Source organism: Winslowiella arboricola, from assembly GCF_025527015.1.
Lineage (GTDB): Bacteria > Pseudomonadota > Gammaproteobacteria > Enterobacterales > Enterobacteriaceae > Erwinia > Erwinia arboricola.
Genome location: NZ_JAODIM010000042.1, coordinates 291,364 through 306,115 on the forward strand (window position 1 = coordinate 291,364; position 14,752 = coordinate 306,115).

General features: G+C 46.5%; 13 protein-coding genes and 1 pseudogene. 9 read left to right on the forward strand and 5 right to left on the reverse strand.

Annotation, left to right across the window (positions count from 1 at the left end):
* Positions 1–41: 41 nt before the first annotated feature.
* Entirely contained in the window at positions 42–620 is a 579-nt protein-coding gene (locus tag N5923_RS15660) for a TetR/AcrR family transcriptional regulator (RefSeq protein ID WP_267143663.1), read from the reverse strand.
* Between the two features lie 121 nt (positions 621–741).
* Between N5923_RS15660 and N5923_RS15665 the strand changes: the two genes are divergently transcribed.
* The 4 genes from N5923_RS15665 (at position 742) to N5923_RS15680 (ending at position 5,387) form a co-directional block, all read left to right on the forward strand.
* Complete coding sequence (locus N5923_RS15665) at positions 742–2,184, forward strand: amidase (protein WP_267143664.1); 1,443 nt, start codon at positions 742–744, stop codon at positions 2,182–2,184.
* Between the two features lie 796 nt (positions 2,185–2,980).
* Positions 2,981–4,411 (forward strand): hypothetical protein, encoded by a 1,431-nt coding sequence (locus N5923_RS15670; RefSeq protein WP_267143665.1) that lies wholly within the window; start codon positions 2,981–2,983, stop codon positions 4,409–4,411.
* A 296-nt stretch (positions 4,412–4,707) separates the two neighbouring features.
* Positions 4,708–4,998: a hypothetical protein gene (locus N5923_RS15675; RefSeq protein ID WP_267143666.1), complete on the forward strand. Its 291-nt coding sequence runs from the start codon at positions 4,708–4,710 to the stop codon at positions 4,996–4,998.
* Positions 4,999–5,024: 26 nt separating this feature from the next.
* The gene (locus tag N5923_RS15680) at positions 5,025–5,387 is read left to right on the forward strand and encodes a hypothetical protein (RefSeq protein ID WP_267143667.1); all 363 of its coding nucleotides are present in this window, start codon (positions 5,025–5,027) and stop codon (positions 5,385–5,387) included.
* A 335-nt stretch (positions 5,388–5,722) separates the two neighbouring features.
* Here N5923_RS15680 and N5923_RS15685 read toward each other — a convergent pair whose 3' ends face one another.
* Entirely contained in the window at positions 5,723–6,364 is a 642-nt protein-coding gene (locus N5923_RS15685) for a TetR/AcrR family transcriptional regulator (RefSeq protein ID WP_267143668.1), read from the reverse strand.
* Between the two features lie 85 nt (positions 6,365–6,449).
* Here N5923_RS15685 and N5923_RS15690 point away from each other — a divergent pair.
* Positions 6,450–6,742: pseudogene (locus N5923_RS15690) on the forward strand (transposase); the annotation flags it as partial.
* A 115-nt stretch (positions 6,743–6,857) separates the two neighbouring features.
* On the opposite strand, the gene N5923_RS15695 reads toward N5923_RS15690, so the two are convergent.
* Positions 6,858–8,093, reverse strand: coding sequence for an MFS transporter (locus N5923_RS15695; RefSeq protein ID WP_267143669.1), 1,236 nt, complete (start codon positions 8,091–8,093; stop codon positions 6,858–6,860).
* Between the two features lie 108 nt (positions 8,094–8,201).
* Here N5923_RS15695 and N5923_RS15700 point away from each other — a divergent pair, with 108 nt between their 5' ends.
* Positions 8,202–9,152: an AraC family transcriptional regulator gene (locus tag N5923_RS15700; RefSeq protein WP_267143670.1), complete on the forward strand. Its 951-nt coding sequence runs from the start codon at positions 8,202–8,204 to the stop codon at positions 9,150–9,152.
* A gap of 209 nt (positions 9,153–9,361) precedes the next feature.
* Here the strand turns inward: N5923_RS15700 and N5923_RS15705 are convergent, their stop codons facing one another.
* Positions 9,362–9,925, reverse strand: coding sequence for a TetR/AcrR family transcriptional regulator (locus N5923_RS15705; protein WP_267143671.1), 564 nt, complete (start codon positions 9,923–9,925; stop codon positions 9,362–9,364).
* Positions 9,926–9,995: 70 nt separating this feature from the next.
* Here N5923_RS15705 and N5923_RS15710 point away from each other — a divergent pair, with 70 nt between their 5' ends.
* Both N5923_RS15710 and N5923_RS15715 read left to right on the forward strand, forming a co-directional pair.
* Entirely contained in the window at positions 9,996–10,613 is a 618-nt protein-coding gene (locus N5923_RS15710) for a glutathione S-transferase family protein (RefSeq protein WP_267143672.1), read from the forward strand.
* A 580-nt stretch (positions 10,614–11,193) separates the two neighbouring features.
* Positions 11,194–12,276 (forward strand): mechanosensitive ion channel family protein, encoded by a 1,083-nt coding sequence (locus N5923_RS15715; RefSeq protein ID WP_267143673.1) that lies wholly within the window; start codon positions 11,194–11,196, stop codon positions 12,274–12,276.
* A 196-nt stretch (positions 12,277–12,472) separates the two neighbouring features.
* Here N5923_RS15715 and N5923_RS15720 read toward each other — a convergent pair whose 3' ends face one another.
* Entirely contained in the window at positions 12,473–13,357 is an 885-nt protein-coding gene (locus N5923_RS15720) for a LysR family transcriptional regulator (protein ID WP_267143674.1), read from the reverse strand.
* 168 nt (positions 13,358–13,525) lie between these two features.
* On the opposite strand from N5923_RS15720, the gene N5923_RS15725 reads away from it, so the two are divergent.
* Positions 13,526–14,653, forward strand: coding sequence for an alpha/beta hydrolase (locus tag N5923_RS15725; RefSeq protein WP_267143675.1), 1,128 nt, complete (start codon positions 13,526–13,528; stop codon positions 14,651–14,653).
* The last annotated feature ends 99 nt before the right edge of the window (positions 14,654–14,752 follow it).

The window sequence follows — 14,752 nt, forward strand, 5'->3', positions numbered from 1 at the left end:
ACCGGTTTCTGACCTGACTGGCTTCAAGGCTCATAAATAGATCATTTAAGGTTCGCAAGTTTGGCTTCAATAATCTCCAGGGTGAATTCTGATGCTTTTTCAAAACTGCCATTTTGAGCAACCACCTGAATCCCTTCAAGAATGAGCGTGATCTCTTTAGCCAGCATCTCTGGAGCATTTGCTCCAGCCCCGGAACATAACGCCTCCAGACGCTGATATTGCCGTTGTTTATGACCGATAATCAGTGCGCGAACATCAGCATACTGGTCACCAATTTCTGCCAGCGTGTTGGTAAATGGGCATCCTCTCCGGGACGTGCCGGAGAGGTTATCGATAACGAAACGGACGAACCCTTTTATTTGCTCAGCCGCATTATCAGCATGACTTTTCGCCAGCTGATCTGACACGTGGCTGTAATCCTCGATTAATAATCCGATCCATTCCCAAACCAGCACTTCCTTAGATTCAAAATGGCGGTAAAGCGTCATCTTCGTTGACTGGGCTTTTTCTGCAATGGCATCAACGGTAACCCGGACTATTCCCTCCTGATAAAACAGCTCTTCAGCCGCCAGCAGAATGCGGTCGCGAGGGGGTAAACGTGGTTCACTGGCTCTGGGCATAGTAAATTCCTGGTTGCAATGATACTGGGCAGTATCATACGATACTGGTAAGTATCGATGGATACTACCCAGTATATGCCATGCGGGCATCTATGTCTTATTCAAACACACCGGAATGAACATGAATTTATCTGAATACACCTCTTTTGATGCTGTCGGTCTTGCTGAGCTGATAGCTAAAAAGGAAGTCACACATGCCGAAGTGTCCTCCGCAGCCATGCAGGCTTATCAGACCGTAAACCGTGATGTTCGGGCTGTTATAGAATGCTGGGAAAGTGAGCAATATAATCAGACCGGGCCAATGGCTGGCGTCCCGATGCTCGTTAAAGATTTGGGAATTTCCGTCGCCGGGCGACTTAATGAGCTCGGCAGCCGTCTCGCAGCTGGCAGTGTTTCGCCTCATGATTCTAATCTGACCGTAAAAATGAGGCAGGCAGGACTGGTTATTATGGGGCGAACCACCACGCCTGAGTTAGCAGCCAGCATTACGACCGAACCGCAGTTCAATGGGGGAACACGTAACCCGTGGAATACCGATTATAGTGCCGGTGGTTCGAGTGGCGGTTCAGCTGCCGCCGTCGCTTCCGGTATTGTTCCTGCCGCGCATGCTACCGATGGCGGCGGATCTATCCGTATCCCTGCATCCGCTAACGGCCTGTTTGGATTAAAGTCCAGCCGGGGGCGGATCAGTATGGGACCTGATGTCGATGAAGTCTGGTCGGGACTGGCTGTTCATGGTTTTGTCACCCGTTCGGTACGCGACAGCGCTGCGCTCCTGGAAGCCGTACAGGGAAATGTGCCGGGCGATCCGTTTATCACTGACCACTCCACGCCTGGGCTGATTACCAGCGTTAATAAGGATCCGGGCAAACTCAGAATTGGCGTTTTGGCTCATCCCCTTAACGGCAAGCGAACTGCATCGGATGTAATTTCAGTATTGGAACAAACCGTTAAGCATCTGCTGGCACTCGGTCATCACGTTGAAGAAGTTACGCTGGACATTGGGCTGAGCTGGGAAGCTTTTGTTGAGATGAATACCCGTTACTGGGCTGCAAACTCTGCGGGATGGATCGATGCGCTGGCTTCTGTGAACAACAAGCCCGTCAATACTGAAACGCTCGAACCTTCTAACCTTGCTCTGTGGAAGCTTGGTCATGAGCTTAAGGCAACTGATTTAGTCGGGGCAATGCACATGAGAAACGCCGTCACGCAAAAAATGGGGGTGTTCTTTGGGCAATACGATATGTTGCTTTGCCCGACTCTGCCTGATGTTCCGTCGATACTTGGCTCCTTCAACCTCGACCAGAATAAAATGGATGGCCGCGACTGGCTGCATCATATTTTCAATCAGTCACCCTTTACCGCACTGGCCAATGTGTGCGGAACGCCGGCAATGTCGGTTCCACTGGGTTTCTGCGAATCAAAACATCTGCCAGTCGGGATGCAGTTCTTTGCAGGATACAACCGCGAGCATGCACTACTGAGCCTTGCCGGTCAGCTTGAACGAGCAAATCTCTGGAATGACCGTCATCCAGAGATCTGGGCAGGCAGGTTGCCAGACTGAAAGCGCAATCTTCTTAATTAAAAGACTGATAGCCCCAACTGGAGTGGCGCGTTGCACAAAGACTGACTTATTGTGCAACCGCTGCTCGCTTATGAGCGCTGTACATTTTGTCGGTCTTCTGTGTGCCAAAAGCGGGCATTGGTTAAAATAGAGGTACATCAGCGTTAGTTTGGTATGAGTAAAAATCAGGGAAGAAGGCAGAAAAACGTTTGACTTGCGGGCTAAAAAGCCTTCTATTAAATTGTTACGGCTTTATGAAGATCGTACTTTACGAATCGAATGCACCATGGGTAGGGCAAATGAAATGTCTAACCCCTAAGTGTGGGAGGGAAGCTCTTGCTTAGCAATCAAGCGGTCTGAGCGATATTTGCCCACATTTTTCTGTGATACTTGCTCGAATATAATCCACAGAGAACAAGATCATGCACTGCTCTATGAGCATGAAGCTAACTATGAGCTTTAAGATCTAATAGCGGCAACTCTTCCAAATTGTCCTTGTGGCGGCAGGTTTGTTCCTGGAGCAAACCTAGAGTGCCCGAGTTGCAAAACCGAATACGCCCACCATTGGGATGCTGTAAAAAGGTTAAATGTACCTTTTATGCCAATCTTGGATGGCTCCTGCTTGATTCGGGATCGGTTGTGTTCATATAAAAATTGTATTGGCTATAAACCCAAATACTGGTGGCGTTTGTTCGCAAATCCCTACCAAGTTTAGGCAAGGGACGCTCCTGACGTCGCGCCCCTGCTAAAAGCGTTAGCCGTTCTCTAGCCCTCAATCAGATAAGGAAATAATTGTATGAGTTCAGAATTGATTGCAAAACCCGGAACAGGGTTGCTTTCCACAGATACAACAAAATTCGAAGTATATTTAGCATATCTTGGTTTGCCGACCGAAAATATAATTGCCCCTCTCCCTGAACGCCAAATTATTGAAAATAATCTCCCCGCATTCATAGAATCTTTACCTGCTGAGGTAAAAAGAGATGCGCGATATTTATCAAAGTTCGTTGCTGGTGCGGCTATAGGATTATTTGACGCATCGTTGAATTATGTTTGGAATGAAGTTGTACTGAATTTAAGGGAGAAAGTGGTAGTTTATGGTCTCGATATGTTCTTTGATGCCGCAGTCGGCGGAGGACGTAGAGAGTTATATTCTACCGAAGAAGATCTTTCTGGTTTAAAAGATAACACCCTTATTAATACATGCCGCAAACTTGAATTAATATCTGACATTGTTTACACCAAGCTCAATCATATATTGACTATGAGGAATGACATTGGTGCGTCGCACCCCAATTCATACTCCATAAATGCTTTTGAACTTCTTGGCTGGCTCCAAACATGCGTTCAAGATATTTTGAACGACAAACCTTCTGCATCTGCCATACAAATAAAATCATTCATTGAGAATCTAAAAAGATCCACTAATGTCCTTGATGAAGCCACAATTCAAAGCATGGAAAGACCTTTGAATGATCTGTCGCTTCAGAATACTGACAATCTACTCAATAGTATTTTCGGTATATATACAACTGATTCAACAGGAAATGTTATCCGAAAAAATATCGCTCTTTTTGCTCCGCACATCTGGAACAAAAGCAGTGAGAACGTCAAATACAAGCTCGGTGTGACACTAGACGGATACAAGAATAACCTTCATAACGAGAAACATGCTTTAGGTATTGAGTTTTTTACGTTTTGTGATGGTAATCGTTATCAATCATTAGACTCTAGAATTATATCACTGGATGGCCATGCCGACGATCTCTTAGAGGCTAGGTATGCTTGGGATAATTTTTATAATGAACCCCCTCATATGCAGAAGATTCTTTCGTATTTGAAGACTGAAAACGACATCCCATCAGAGAGGGTTAATAAGCTTATTAAAACAGTTTTAATTTGCCGTATTGGTAAAGGAATACCATATAATTCTGGTGTTTCTCCGGCGGGGCGACCTATGTATGATCAGTTTTTTGGCATGCTTGGCGATCAAAATATTATCAATACAGTTATAGCAATGCACTCTAATGAAGTACGAGTGAATTTAGACAATAAACACTGCCAGCTACATATGGTAAGGGTTTTGACTTTGTTAAGAGCCAATGCCCGTAGCGAAAGAATTCAAGAAATTATAGATTTTTTGATTGCCAACCAAACGATCCTCCATAAAGTACACAATGATAAGAGATATAGAGATCTAACTAAGAATCACATCACTTTCGGCTAACAAAGCGCTTCATACGGACTAAATTACGCTGCGCTTCATTTAGCAGATGAGCGCGGCGTTAGACTCACCTGGGAATCAGAGACTTTAAGTATCCGGCTTAGACGCCTCATTCTCTTTTAGAGGCCCTCTTGCATATGGAGTATGTTACCTGAGAATGCACTTAAGTACCTCGCTCGGAGCAGCCTCGTTGGCCCACCTTCAGCAGTTTGGTGCCATGAGTGGACATCTCACCTAGGAAAGTTATAGCTTTGATATATAATGGATTTTAAAAATCAATTATTAGAACTTGATAAATCATGAAGAAATTAATTAAACGTGAAAATATAAACACTATCATAGCCTTGTCGGGGCTAGTTCTTGCTGCATGTAGCTTTTACAATCAATTTAAACCAGAAACAGATAAGCTTGAGATGGCCGTCAATACAGGTTTTGTAGCCAGTTCCGAATTAGAATTAAACAAAGATATTGCTGTACCTAAAGCACTATATGGGGATAGTACTAGATTTACTGGTCCCGCCTCGATAACTCTCGAAGTATCAAATAACATGAGCAGGCCTGTTACAATAAAAAAATCGACGTTGAATTAGTTAAGGACGGTGCTGCTGTGAGTTACATGAGTATGTTTAACCCTTTAGACAAAAAAACATTAGCCAATTTACTTACCCCTACTACTATCGCAGACCACTCAGTTAAAAAAATAGAACTACAAATAAACATCCCAATTTATTATAACGAGGGGGTTTCCTCCTGCTTTAAAACAAGTAAATCCACCAAACTTAAAAATGAAACATTTGGCAAGGTAAGATTTTGCTATTATAAAAATGGTATCGATTTACTGGGGAATAAAGTTCAACTCAAGCAGTTTGAAGGCGGTGGATACTTGGTGGAAACTTCTAAGAGAAATAGCTTAAATTACAGGGTAATAGCCATAACAGGTGACAATTCCAAGATAGTTAGTTTAGCCACTTTTTACTAATACTTTTTTGAACGATCCCCATCTATAAGACTGGACGATGAAAGCATGTATTCTGAATGTCTGCAGATCGCTCATTGTGGACAGTGTTCAACTCAGCTGTTCGCCCTGTGCCTGAAGCAGACGTCTGTACCAAACAACCCGCAAGGGAGATCACGGCACTTCAAGTAAGAGGCCAAAAGTTTGAATAAGGCACACATATCTTTAGCTGAGATAGTGGAAAGCGTCTTATGAAAAACTTTCCTTTATCGGCCCAACCGCATAAGGCCATGCCATTTTCGCATTCGAGCACAACCATTGTTTGTCTTCTTTTTCGACGCCGAACGATTGTACCCACTTCAACCATGTTGATGCCTTAATGAAAGCTCTTTCTCATCAACATTTCTGTTTAAGAGCACCGATCTGACAATGAAATCGTTACACCTTTTGAGATCCTCAACATCAGGCTGAATTTTTCCGTAAACTCGCATCCCTTCCAGCATCATAAAAATGCTCAGGGCCATTACTCGCGCGCTTTCATCGCGCCGGAAGACCTGCTGAGTCTGACCTTTAGATAAAATTCTTTCCAACCGATTGATTATGGAGGTGAATTTATGATGAACCTTTCTTTTTACCTCTTCGTCACCCGGTAAAAGTTCGCTGGCAGCTGCAATGGTAAAACAGCCTTTCTCTCCATCAGGAGAGGATGAGAAAAGCGCCACAAATTCGAGCGTTTCGCGCAATGCAGCTTCTGGTGATAATTCCACATCGTGCTTCGCTCCTCTGGCAACGCCTTCATCCATGTATTGGTGTAGCGCCGCAAGATATATTGCTCGCTTATCCGGGTAGAGCTTATAGATACTGGCGCTAGCTAAGCCTGATGCTTTCATGAGATCGGCCATTGAGGTTGCCCGATAACCTTTCTGCCAGAAGCATTCTAGTGCAGTGTTCAGGAAGTTCTGTGGATCGAACTCTCGGGGTCTGCCTGCAGATGATTTCATTTCATTCTCCTGTACTGATGATTGATTGTAGATCGATCAATCTACAATTTAAAGCACTTTGGAATGACTTAAAAGAAAGGTGCCCATGAGCGGTAAACGTTATCCCAAAGAGTTCAAAATTGAAGCGGTCAAACAGGTCGTTGATCGTGGTCATTCTATTTCAAGTGTCGCCACCCGGCTTGGTATCACCACACACAGTCTCTATGCCTGGGTAAAAAAGTATGGTCCTGATTCATCAGCTACTAAAACGCAGTCTGATGCCCAGTCTGAGATCCGGCGGCTTCAGAAAGGGCTGAAGCGGGTTACCGACGAGAGAGACATACTAAAAAAAGCCACGGCGTACATCGCAAAGCTGTCCGACTGAGGTATGCCTTTATCCATCTCACCTGCGTAATGACATAGCGGCTACGCTTGAAGCCTTTATCAGGCAACTAAGCGAAAGCCGCGTTATTAATAAGCTGACCGACGGAGATGTCCCGGTGGGGTTAACGTGTCAGTGAAATGTTCTGCTTTGAGTTCCTTCAGTTGATGAAGAGACTCTGACCCGGAATGCAATAATCAGCGCGGCACTTAGCATGATGCATCCCGCAGTGATGAATACGCCCGTCACCCCGTTGAAGCCATATATCAGGCCTCCTATTGCCGCACCTGCGGCAATTGAGGATTGAACGGCGGCGACCACCATACCTCCCGCACTCTCTGCCTCATCTGGAAGAGTCCGTGCGACCCAACTTGACCACGCCACCGGTACGCCGCCAAATGCCACCCCCCAAAGCATGACCAGCATCGTAAGCCCAGCTATCGATAATGGCAGGGTGATCATGCCCAGTGCCGCCGCTCCCACCAGAGCGGGCATGACAATTAGCGTAAAGCGCAAGCTGCGTTCCATCAGCCATCCTGCCGTCAGCGTCCCAAAAAAGTTAGCAACTCCAAACCCTAGCAGTATTAACGCGAGTCCTTCTGCGTCTACGTGTGCGAGTCCTTCCAGCGCAGGCCGTATATAGGTAAATAGCGCGTACTGGCCGGTGTGTGCAAGCACGCACCCCAGCATACCCACGCTAACACCAGGCCGCTGCAGCAGGGAAAACACCGATGCTGTCTTTACCCGAATTACCGGCGGCATCCCGGGCAGCGTGAACCACTGAAAAATCAAAGTGATTGCTCCAACCACGGCGGCGGCAATAAAGGCGCTACGCCAGCCAAAAATCTCCCCCAGATAACTCCCCAGCGGTACGGCAACAACAGTGCCTGCCGCGATACCGCTAAAAATGATCGACAGCGCGCGCGGTACCAGCCTCTCAGGCACCAGCCGCATCGCTACCGCCGCTGCCATGCTCCAGAATCCACCCAGAGCGATACCCAGCAAGACGCGCATTGCCAGCAGCATCACAATGCCTGAAGAGAGCGCCACGAGCAGGTTTGAAAAGATCATAAGGGCAGTGAAGCTCAACAGCACGGCGCGTCTGTCAAGCGCACGCGTTAATCGCGGCACCAGTAATCCGGCAAATAACGCAATCACCGCCGTAACCGTTACGGCCTGTCCTGCAAGAGACTCTGACACACCCAAATCCTGAGCCATGGGCGTTAATAAACTTGCAGGCAGGTACTCTGCGGTGAGTAAACCAAAAACACCCATGGTTAACGAAAACACCGCCCGCCAGGCAGGCCGGATTTGCTCATCGCTGTTAAATACTTTTTTGCGAACCCTGATAGAGGCTTCATTAGTCATTACTGAGTTTCCTGAAAAGTGGTTTTAAGAGACGAAGTCTATTCAGGCGAGCCTGGATGATCTATGCTCTAAAACCCTCACCTTTTAACCCAAAACCCGAATGTGCTTATGAATTCACCTTTTGCCCTCTCATCAGAACTTATCAGCGAGCTGCTTTCCGGCCTGCGGCTTCACGGCGTGCGGTATCAGCGTATTCAGACTGGCAATACTTTTGGTTTGAACTTCGCCAGCCGACCCGGTCATGCTTACCTGCACTATGTCGCTGTGGGGGATGTGGTGCTTCAGACTGCAAAGGGAGATTGTCTCTCGCTTTCGGCCGGGGAAGCCGTATTTATTCCCCACGGCGAAAAGCACCAGCTTTTGTCGGCAACCGCCGTTGACGTACTGGATATCGATGATTTTGAGACGGCACCCCTGGATGAAAAGGTGAGTGGGCTTGATACCTGCCCGAGCACCCAGGAAACGCCAGGTGCTGTGCTGTTTTTTGGCTGCATGGAAATTGATTTGGGAAGCATGCAACGGCTGGCGGGCGTGATGCCTGAAATCATGCTTGCCGATGCGAATGGTACGAACTGGCCGGGACTTATGCATATACTTGATGCGATGAAGAGTGAGATATGTTCCGGACGCATAGGCTATGCTGGCATTCTCGCCAGGCTGGCTGATGTGGTTGCCGCAATGTTTATCAGGGGCTGGGTGGAAAGCGGTTGCGATAACCGCCCTGGACTGGCGGCAGCCCTGCGTGATCCGCGCCTGGCTCGCGCCATCCTGGCGATTCACCGCGAACCGAGCCGGGACTGGAGCGTGGCTGAACTCGCCGCCGAATCGCATATCTCCCGATCTGCATTCGCAGAGCGGTTTCAGGCAACGATCGGCATACCACCGCTGCGGTATGCAACTGAAGTGCGGATGTGCCTGGCTGTTCGCTGGTTGTCGTCAGAGAAAATCACCGTCGACATCGCATCGCAGCGGTTAGGATATTCCTCGCAAGCAGCCTTCAGCCGGGCCTTTAAACGCGTGACGGGCAAGTCTCCCGGGGCCATGCGCATGATTCGATAATCTCCGTCGGCTACCTGATAATTGCGGTCAAAACAGCGCTGAAAGCGGAATCAGAGATAAATAACAATTTTTCAGGTCTGACGTCCACTCTTCGCTTACAGCGGCGGACCTTTAGCTGTCCGCTCTGTGCCAACAGCGGAGATGACTCGCTATATCAGGCGAATCTTTAGATTATGAAATAGTGTGTTAAAATCCCATTCTCACCGGTATTACTCTTTTTCATTCAAAATGGCTTTTATCAAAACCTTTACTGATTCAACAGGTGAATCTACGGCTTTGATATATTGTTGCAGAGCAAAACCATCCAATAAAATTAAAATTTGATCTGCTAGCTGTTGTCGATTGATGCGACTAACACTCAGACAATCAAGAATAACCTGCCTTAATTGTCGCTTATAGCTTTGCACGATGTGAAAAATTTCGCCATCTGGCTCAGCAGACTGAAATACGGCATGGTTCATTGGACAACCGCGCTGATACTCTTTTTGCGCAATAGCATTATCGAACAATGAAATTATTTTTCCCTGCTCGCTGTCCAGTTTCGATATCGCGTCTCGGCACATCTCGAGAATCTCTTCCGCAACCAGCTGGTAAACTTCTGCTATTAGCGCATCTTTAGATGAAAAATTGTTATACAAAGTCATCTTAGCTAAGCCTGCATCAGCTGTAACATCATTTATACCCACATTGGCTGTGCCATGTTTTATAAACAAATGTTTAGCCGAGGAAACTAAGATCTCTCTCCCTGCGCCTCTGCGTGTTTTCTCTTTCATTTTAGCACTCTTGACAATGTGACAACCTGTAACCATGATAGACCAGTCTACCTACTAATGGAAGTTTTGTATGCATAACATCAAATTCTGGTTTTCACGTGGTTCATGTTCGTTAGCTACACATACCCTTCTTTATGAGTCCGGGCTACCGTTCACCTCTATTGAAACATCAGTTCAGAAGCAGGAGACTCAGAGCGCATCGTTCTCCAGGATAAACCCAAAACAGCGTGTTCCTGTACTGTCTTTCGATGATGCGGTTATTACCGAAACGCCTGCTATAGCGTTTGCAATATCGCAATGGGTTCCGAAGAAAGGCCTCCTCGGGGTGAGTGAGTTGGACAAAGTACGCGTACTGGAATGGATGTGCTGGTTATCAGGCGAGGTTCATGGTCAGGCATTTGGCGGATTATTCAGGCCACAGCGCTTCACTGAAGAGCCTGACCATCATGAATCCATTCAAATAAAAGCAAAGCAACGGGTGGCTGACGCTTTTAAAGCCATTGAGTCGCAATCAGGCAAAGCGTTTGCGGTTGGAAAATCGTTAACCATCGTTGATCCTTATTTGTTGGTTTTTTTCAACTGGGGTAACGAGATTGGTTTTAACATGAAAGATGAATATCCAGTCTATACAGATTTTTCACACAGGATTGCCGCACACCCATCCGTCATTAAAGCCCTCGAAGATTAGGCGTTCGGTTTATTTTAGAAGTAATAACCGACTATTTACCGCTTGTATTTTGGGCTGATAAATAGTCAATTTTCTGACATGAATATAAACGCAGCAACTTCCACTCCTCACTCTTGAGAGACAACCATAATAAAACCTCCTGTGCCGAAGGAGATGTGATTGTGAGCACGTCGCCGTGGAGCAAAAATCGTAACGCGTACGCCGGGATATCGTGAAGTGAACGTGACCGACGGTGGCAGGGGGGCAATGTACCGGCTGTTTGATCTGAAAGTAACCTGATCCCAAATCCTCTACCTGTGCCATGGACAGATGGCATAAGATCGGTACAGGTATGGCCATCCTTTTGACTGGCAGAATACGCTAAAATTTCCTATATATATCAATGTATTGATTTTTTCCAACCCCTAAGTTTCCAGGTTCTTTTCGAGTTTTTTCTGTATTAAACAGGTCAGTTAACATAATTTTTCATAAACTAATGGGTGTGAATCATGTAATCCGCAGATAACCGGGAAGACAACGGTTACTGAATGTTGTGAATTATCTGGCAACTAAGGTTGTCAGCTGAATATAAGGGAAAATAATGTCATTGATTTTTGGTGATTTATCTGGCGCTCCATCTTGGGTGCCTGCTGTATTGCTCGTCACCCTCTCATTAGTAGCGGGTTTTCTGGCCCGACTCTTACTTTTCAGATTTATCCGCTACTGGCAGAGTCGTGACAGAAAGCTATTCAAATCACTTGAAAAGCATCTTCGAGGATCAATGTTTCTGTTCATCCCTTTGCTGTTAATAAATGTAGGGGTTAATTATATTAACATTCACCCTGACTCCCTTTCATTTATTACAACAAGTCTTAATGTGTTTATTATCCTGTCGTTATGCTCGGTTTTAATTAGAATGACTAACGTCGCTCAGGATATGCTTTTTATACGCTATGACATAAACCTCTCAAATAACCTTCGTGCCCGTAAAATTCGCACGCAGATAATATATGTTAAAAAGGTCGCGATTGTACTCCTTGTGTTATTCTGTCTTTCCCTGATTTTGCTCAGTTTTCCTGGGGTGCGAAAATTCGGTACCACCATCCTTGCTGGTGCCGGGGTTGCAGGAATAATCATTGGATTTGCCCTGCAGAAGTCGCTGGTCAACCTGTTTGCAGGAATACAGATAGCCTTTACGCAACCTATTAAAATTGATGACGCAGTGGTGGTTGAAAATGAATGGGGCTGGATCGAGGAAATAAACCTGACTTATGTTGTTGTGCGTATCTGGGACCTGCGACGACTGGTTCTGCCCATTACCTACTTTACAGAAAATGCCTTCCAGAACTGGACGCGAAATAACGCACAAATATTAGGCTCTGTTTTCCTTTACCTGGATTATTCTATGCCATTAGATCCTCTGCGAACGCATTTTGCAAAAATACTCAGTGAAACAAAGCTCTGGGATCAGCAGACCCAGGTGCTGCAGGTTACCGATACGACTGACAAAACCATGACTATCAGATTATTGATGACTGCACAGAATTCCCCCACGGCCTTTGATTTACGCTGCCACGTGCGGGAAAAGATGATTGAGTTTATTCAGCAAAACTATCCGCAGAGCCTTCCTCGCGTGAGGGCTACACTGACTGATCCGGTGTTAAGTCGTCCGGCAGGTCAGTAATTCAGCGCTCTTTTTTTGCAGATATAAACTGGAGCGTTCAGATCCCGTAAAGGTGTTAAATAAGCCTGAGGAAAACTGAACCTCCACTTTTTGTTAATAGCAGAACGTGGGTAAGCATGATCCAGCTGTGTGCCATAAACGGACATGACTCAAATAGTCATGTCCTGAACAAACAGGATTATTATTTGGCTCAGCTTCAGTTTTTTAAAGTATCAATGACTATTCTTAATGCGGGTGACACATTGCGATGAGGATAATAAAGGAATGAACCTTCCAGCCGCAGGCTGAAACGTTGCAACACTCTGATAAGACTGCCACGTTCTAAATCATCAGAAACCAGCTCCTCCGGTACATAAGCCAGCCCCAGACCTAACCTCGCTGCTTCTGCTTCCATATAGCTGTCCGAAAAGGCCCACTGCCCCTGCGGTCGGTGTGTTATTTTTTTCTCGTCCTGAATAAGTTCCCACTGGTAGAGACTGCCGTCAGCAAACTGATACGAAATACATGGATGTACCACTAAATCAGCCGGAGTTTGTGGAAAACCGTAGCGACGAAAATGTTCAGGTGTGGCAACAACAGCCATCTCCATATCGGGGGTAATTCGTACTGCGATCATGCCGTTTCCAACTTCTGGTCCAAGGCGTATGCCAGCATCGAATCTCTCTGCGATAATATCGACGAACCGGCTTTCACTGATCAGTTCTAACCTGATGTCTGGGTAACGTTGTTTAAATATCGCGAGCTTTGGCAGAAGAACTTTATCAATGGCATGCAGGCTGGCATTGATACGTACAGTGCCGGAGGGGGTTTGACGGTAATGTGCAAGTGTGGCAAGCCCCATATCTAAAGCATCAAATCCGGACTCAGCCGTCTGGTAGAGTTGCTCACCCGCCTGGGTCAGCGACAGCCTGCGCGTGGTGCGAACCAGAAGCTGCACACCTAATCTTTCCTCAAGTTCCCGAACAGAGCGGCTGATCCCTGACTGTGCAAGTCCAAGCCGTTGCGCCGCTGCAGTAAAACTGCCTTCACGCACCACCAGCATAAACAAGTAGAGCTCATTATAGTTTTCCCGTTTCGCCATCAACGTGCCCTCAAACATCTATATATAACAATATGATATTAAATCTAGCATAAATACCCCTCTAATAATCACTATTGCTGCTGAATATAATGTACTCATCGAAACAGAGCACAGCAGTGTTGTCCGTAAGAAGCCTGTACCTACTTCTTGTTTTTCAGGGGATCGTTTATGAATTTTTTCACCCGCAACCTGACAGTCGCGATGCTGCTATGTGCATCATTAAGTGGAGTCACAGCAATGAGTCATGCAGATACAACCAACCCGAATGCTCCCGTTTCAGTGGTAAAAAAATGGGACAAAACCTTCGCTGAAAGCGATAAAGTTTATCACCGTAAGGTGACATTCCAGACCCGATACGGGATTACCTTAGTCGGGGATCTCTACATTCCCAAACATCGCGGTGAAGGCAAGCTTGCTGCCGTCGCATTAAGTGGTCCTTTTGGGGCGGTCAAAGAACAATCCAGCGGTCTGTATGCGCAGACCCTGGCTGAACAGGGGTTTGTCACGCTGGCATTCGATCCCTCCTATACGGGGGAAAGCGGCGGCTATCCACGCAATGTGGCTTCACCGGATATCAACACCGAGGACTTTAGTGCGGCGGTTGATTTCCTTGGATTACAAAAAGAGGTGGATCGCAACCGTATCGGCTTACTGGGCATCTGCGGTTGGGGAGGGATGGCGCTAAATGCAGCTGCAATGGATACACGCGTTAAAGCGGTCGCGACCAGCGTAATGTATGACATGAGCCGAGCCATGGGGCATGGTGTTGGAGAGGGAAAAGACCGTTATTCAACAGCCGATCGCCGTGCCGTTTTGCAGTATCTGAACGAGCAGCGTTGGAAGGATGTAGAAAAAGGCACTATCACACATGCGAGCCATGATATTTATGTTGATCAGAATGGGAAGGTGAGTACCTCTGAGCGTATTCTGCCGGAAACGTTACCCGCGGATCCGAACCCAGTGCTGAAAGAATTCTTTGATTATTACCGGATGCCGCGTGGTTTCCATGAACGCTCAGTTAACTCTAATGGTGCATGGACTGCGACAACGCCCTTATCATTTATGAATATGCCGCTTCTTAGCTATGCAAATGAAATCACTATCCCAACGCTCATCGTGACGGGTGAAAATGCGCATTCACGCTATTTTGCAGAAGATGCATTCAAAGCTGTTGGTAGCAAAGAGAAAGAACTGGTGATTGTACCGGGCGCTAACCATGTGGACTTATATGACAATGTTGCCGGTAAGATACCTTTTGCCAGCTTTGAACAGTTTTTCAAATCCAGCTTAAAATAAAACCCTGGGCCAGAAACGTTTAAAAAGCCGCCTGTAACAGGCAGGTGGCTTTTATTCTGGCCTCAGCCCAGCCTGCTATCGCATTTCCTCTCACTCTTT

Bases quoted from the DNA above. Each gene is read 5' to 3' on its own strand.
- N5923_RS15710 (WP_267143672.1), top strand. From the start codon at position 9,996: ATGCATAACATCAAATTCTGGTTTTCACGTGGTTCATGTTCGTTAGCT.
- N5923_RS15670 (WP_267143665.1), top strand. From the start codon at position 2,981: ATGAGTTCAGAATTGATTGCAAAACCCGGAACAGGGTTGCTTTCCACA.
- N5923_RS15680 (WP_267143667.1), top strand. From the start codon at position 5,025: ATGAGTATGTTTAACCCTTTAGACAAAAAAACATTAGCCAATTTACTT.
- N5923_RS15705 (WP_267143671.1), bottom strand. From the start codon at position 9,925: ATGAAAGAGAAAACACGCAGAGGCGCAGGGAGAGAGATCTTAGTTTCC.
- N5923_RS15720 (WP_267143674.1), bottom strand. From the start codon at position 13,357: ATGGCGAAACGGGAAAACTATAATGAGCTCTACTTGTTTATGCTGGTG.
- N5923_RS15660 (WP_267143663.1), bottom strand. From the start codon at position 620: ATGCCCAGAGCCAGTGAACCACGTTTACCCCCTCGCGACCGCATTCTG.
- N5923_RS15675 (WP_267143666.1), top strand. From the start codon at position 4,708: ATGAAGAAATTAATTAAACGTGAAAATATAAACACTATCATAGCCTTG.
- N5923_RS15665 (WP_267143664.1), top strand. From the start codon at position 742: ATGAATTTATCTGAATACACCTCTTTTGATGCTGTCGGTCTTGCTGAG.
- N5923_RS15725 (WP_267143675.1), top strand. From the start codon at position 13,526: ATGAATTTTTTCACCCGCAACCTGACAGTCGCGATGCTGCTATGTGCA.
- N5923_RS15695 (WP_267143669.1), bottom strand. From the start codon at position 8,093: ATGACTAATGAAGCCTCTATCAGGGTTCGCAAAAAAGTATTTAACAGC.
- N5923_RS15685 (WP_267143668.1), bottom strand. From the start codon at position 6,364: ATGAAATCATCTGCAGGCAGACCCCGAGAGTTCGATCCACAGAACTTC.
- N5923_RS15700 (WP_267143670.1), top strand. From the start codon at position 8,202: ATGAATTCACCTTTTGCCCTCTCATCAGAACTTATCAGCGAGCTGCTT.
- N5923_RS15715 (WP_267143673.1), top strand. From the start codon at position 11,194: ATGTCATTGATTTTTGGTGATTTATCTGGCGCTCCATCTTGGGTGCCT.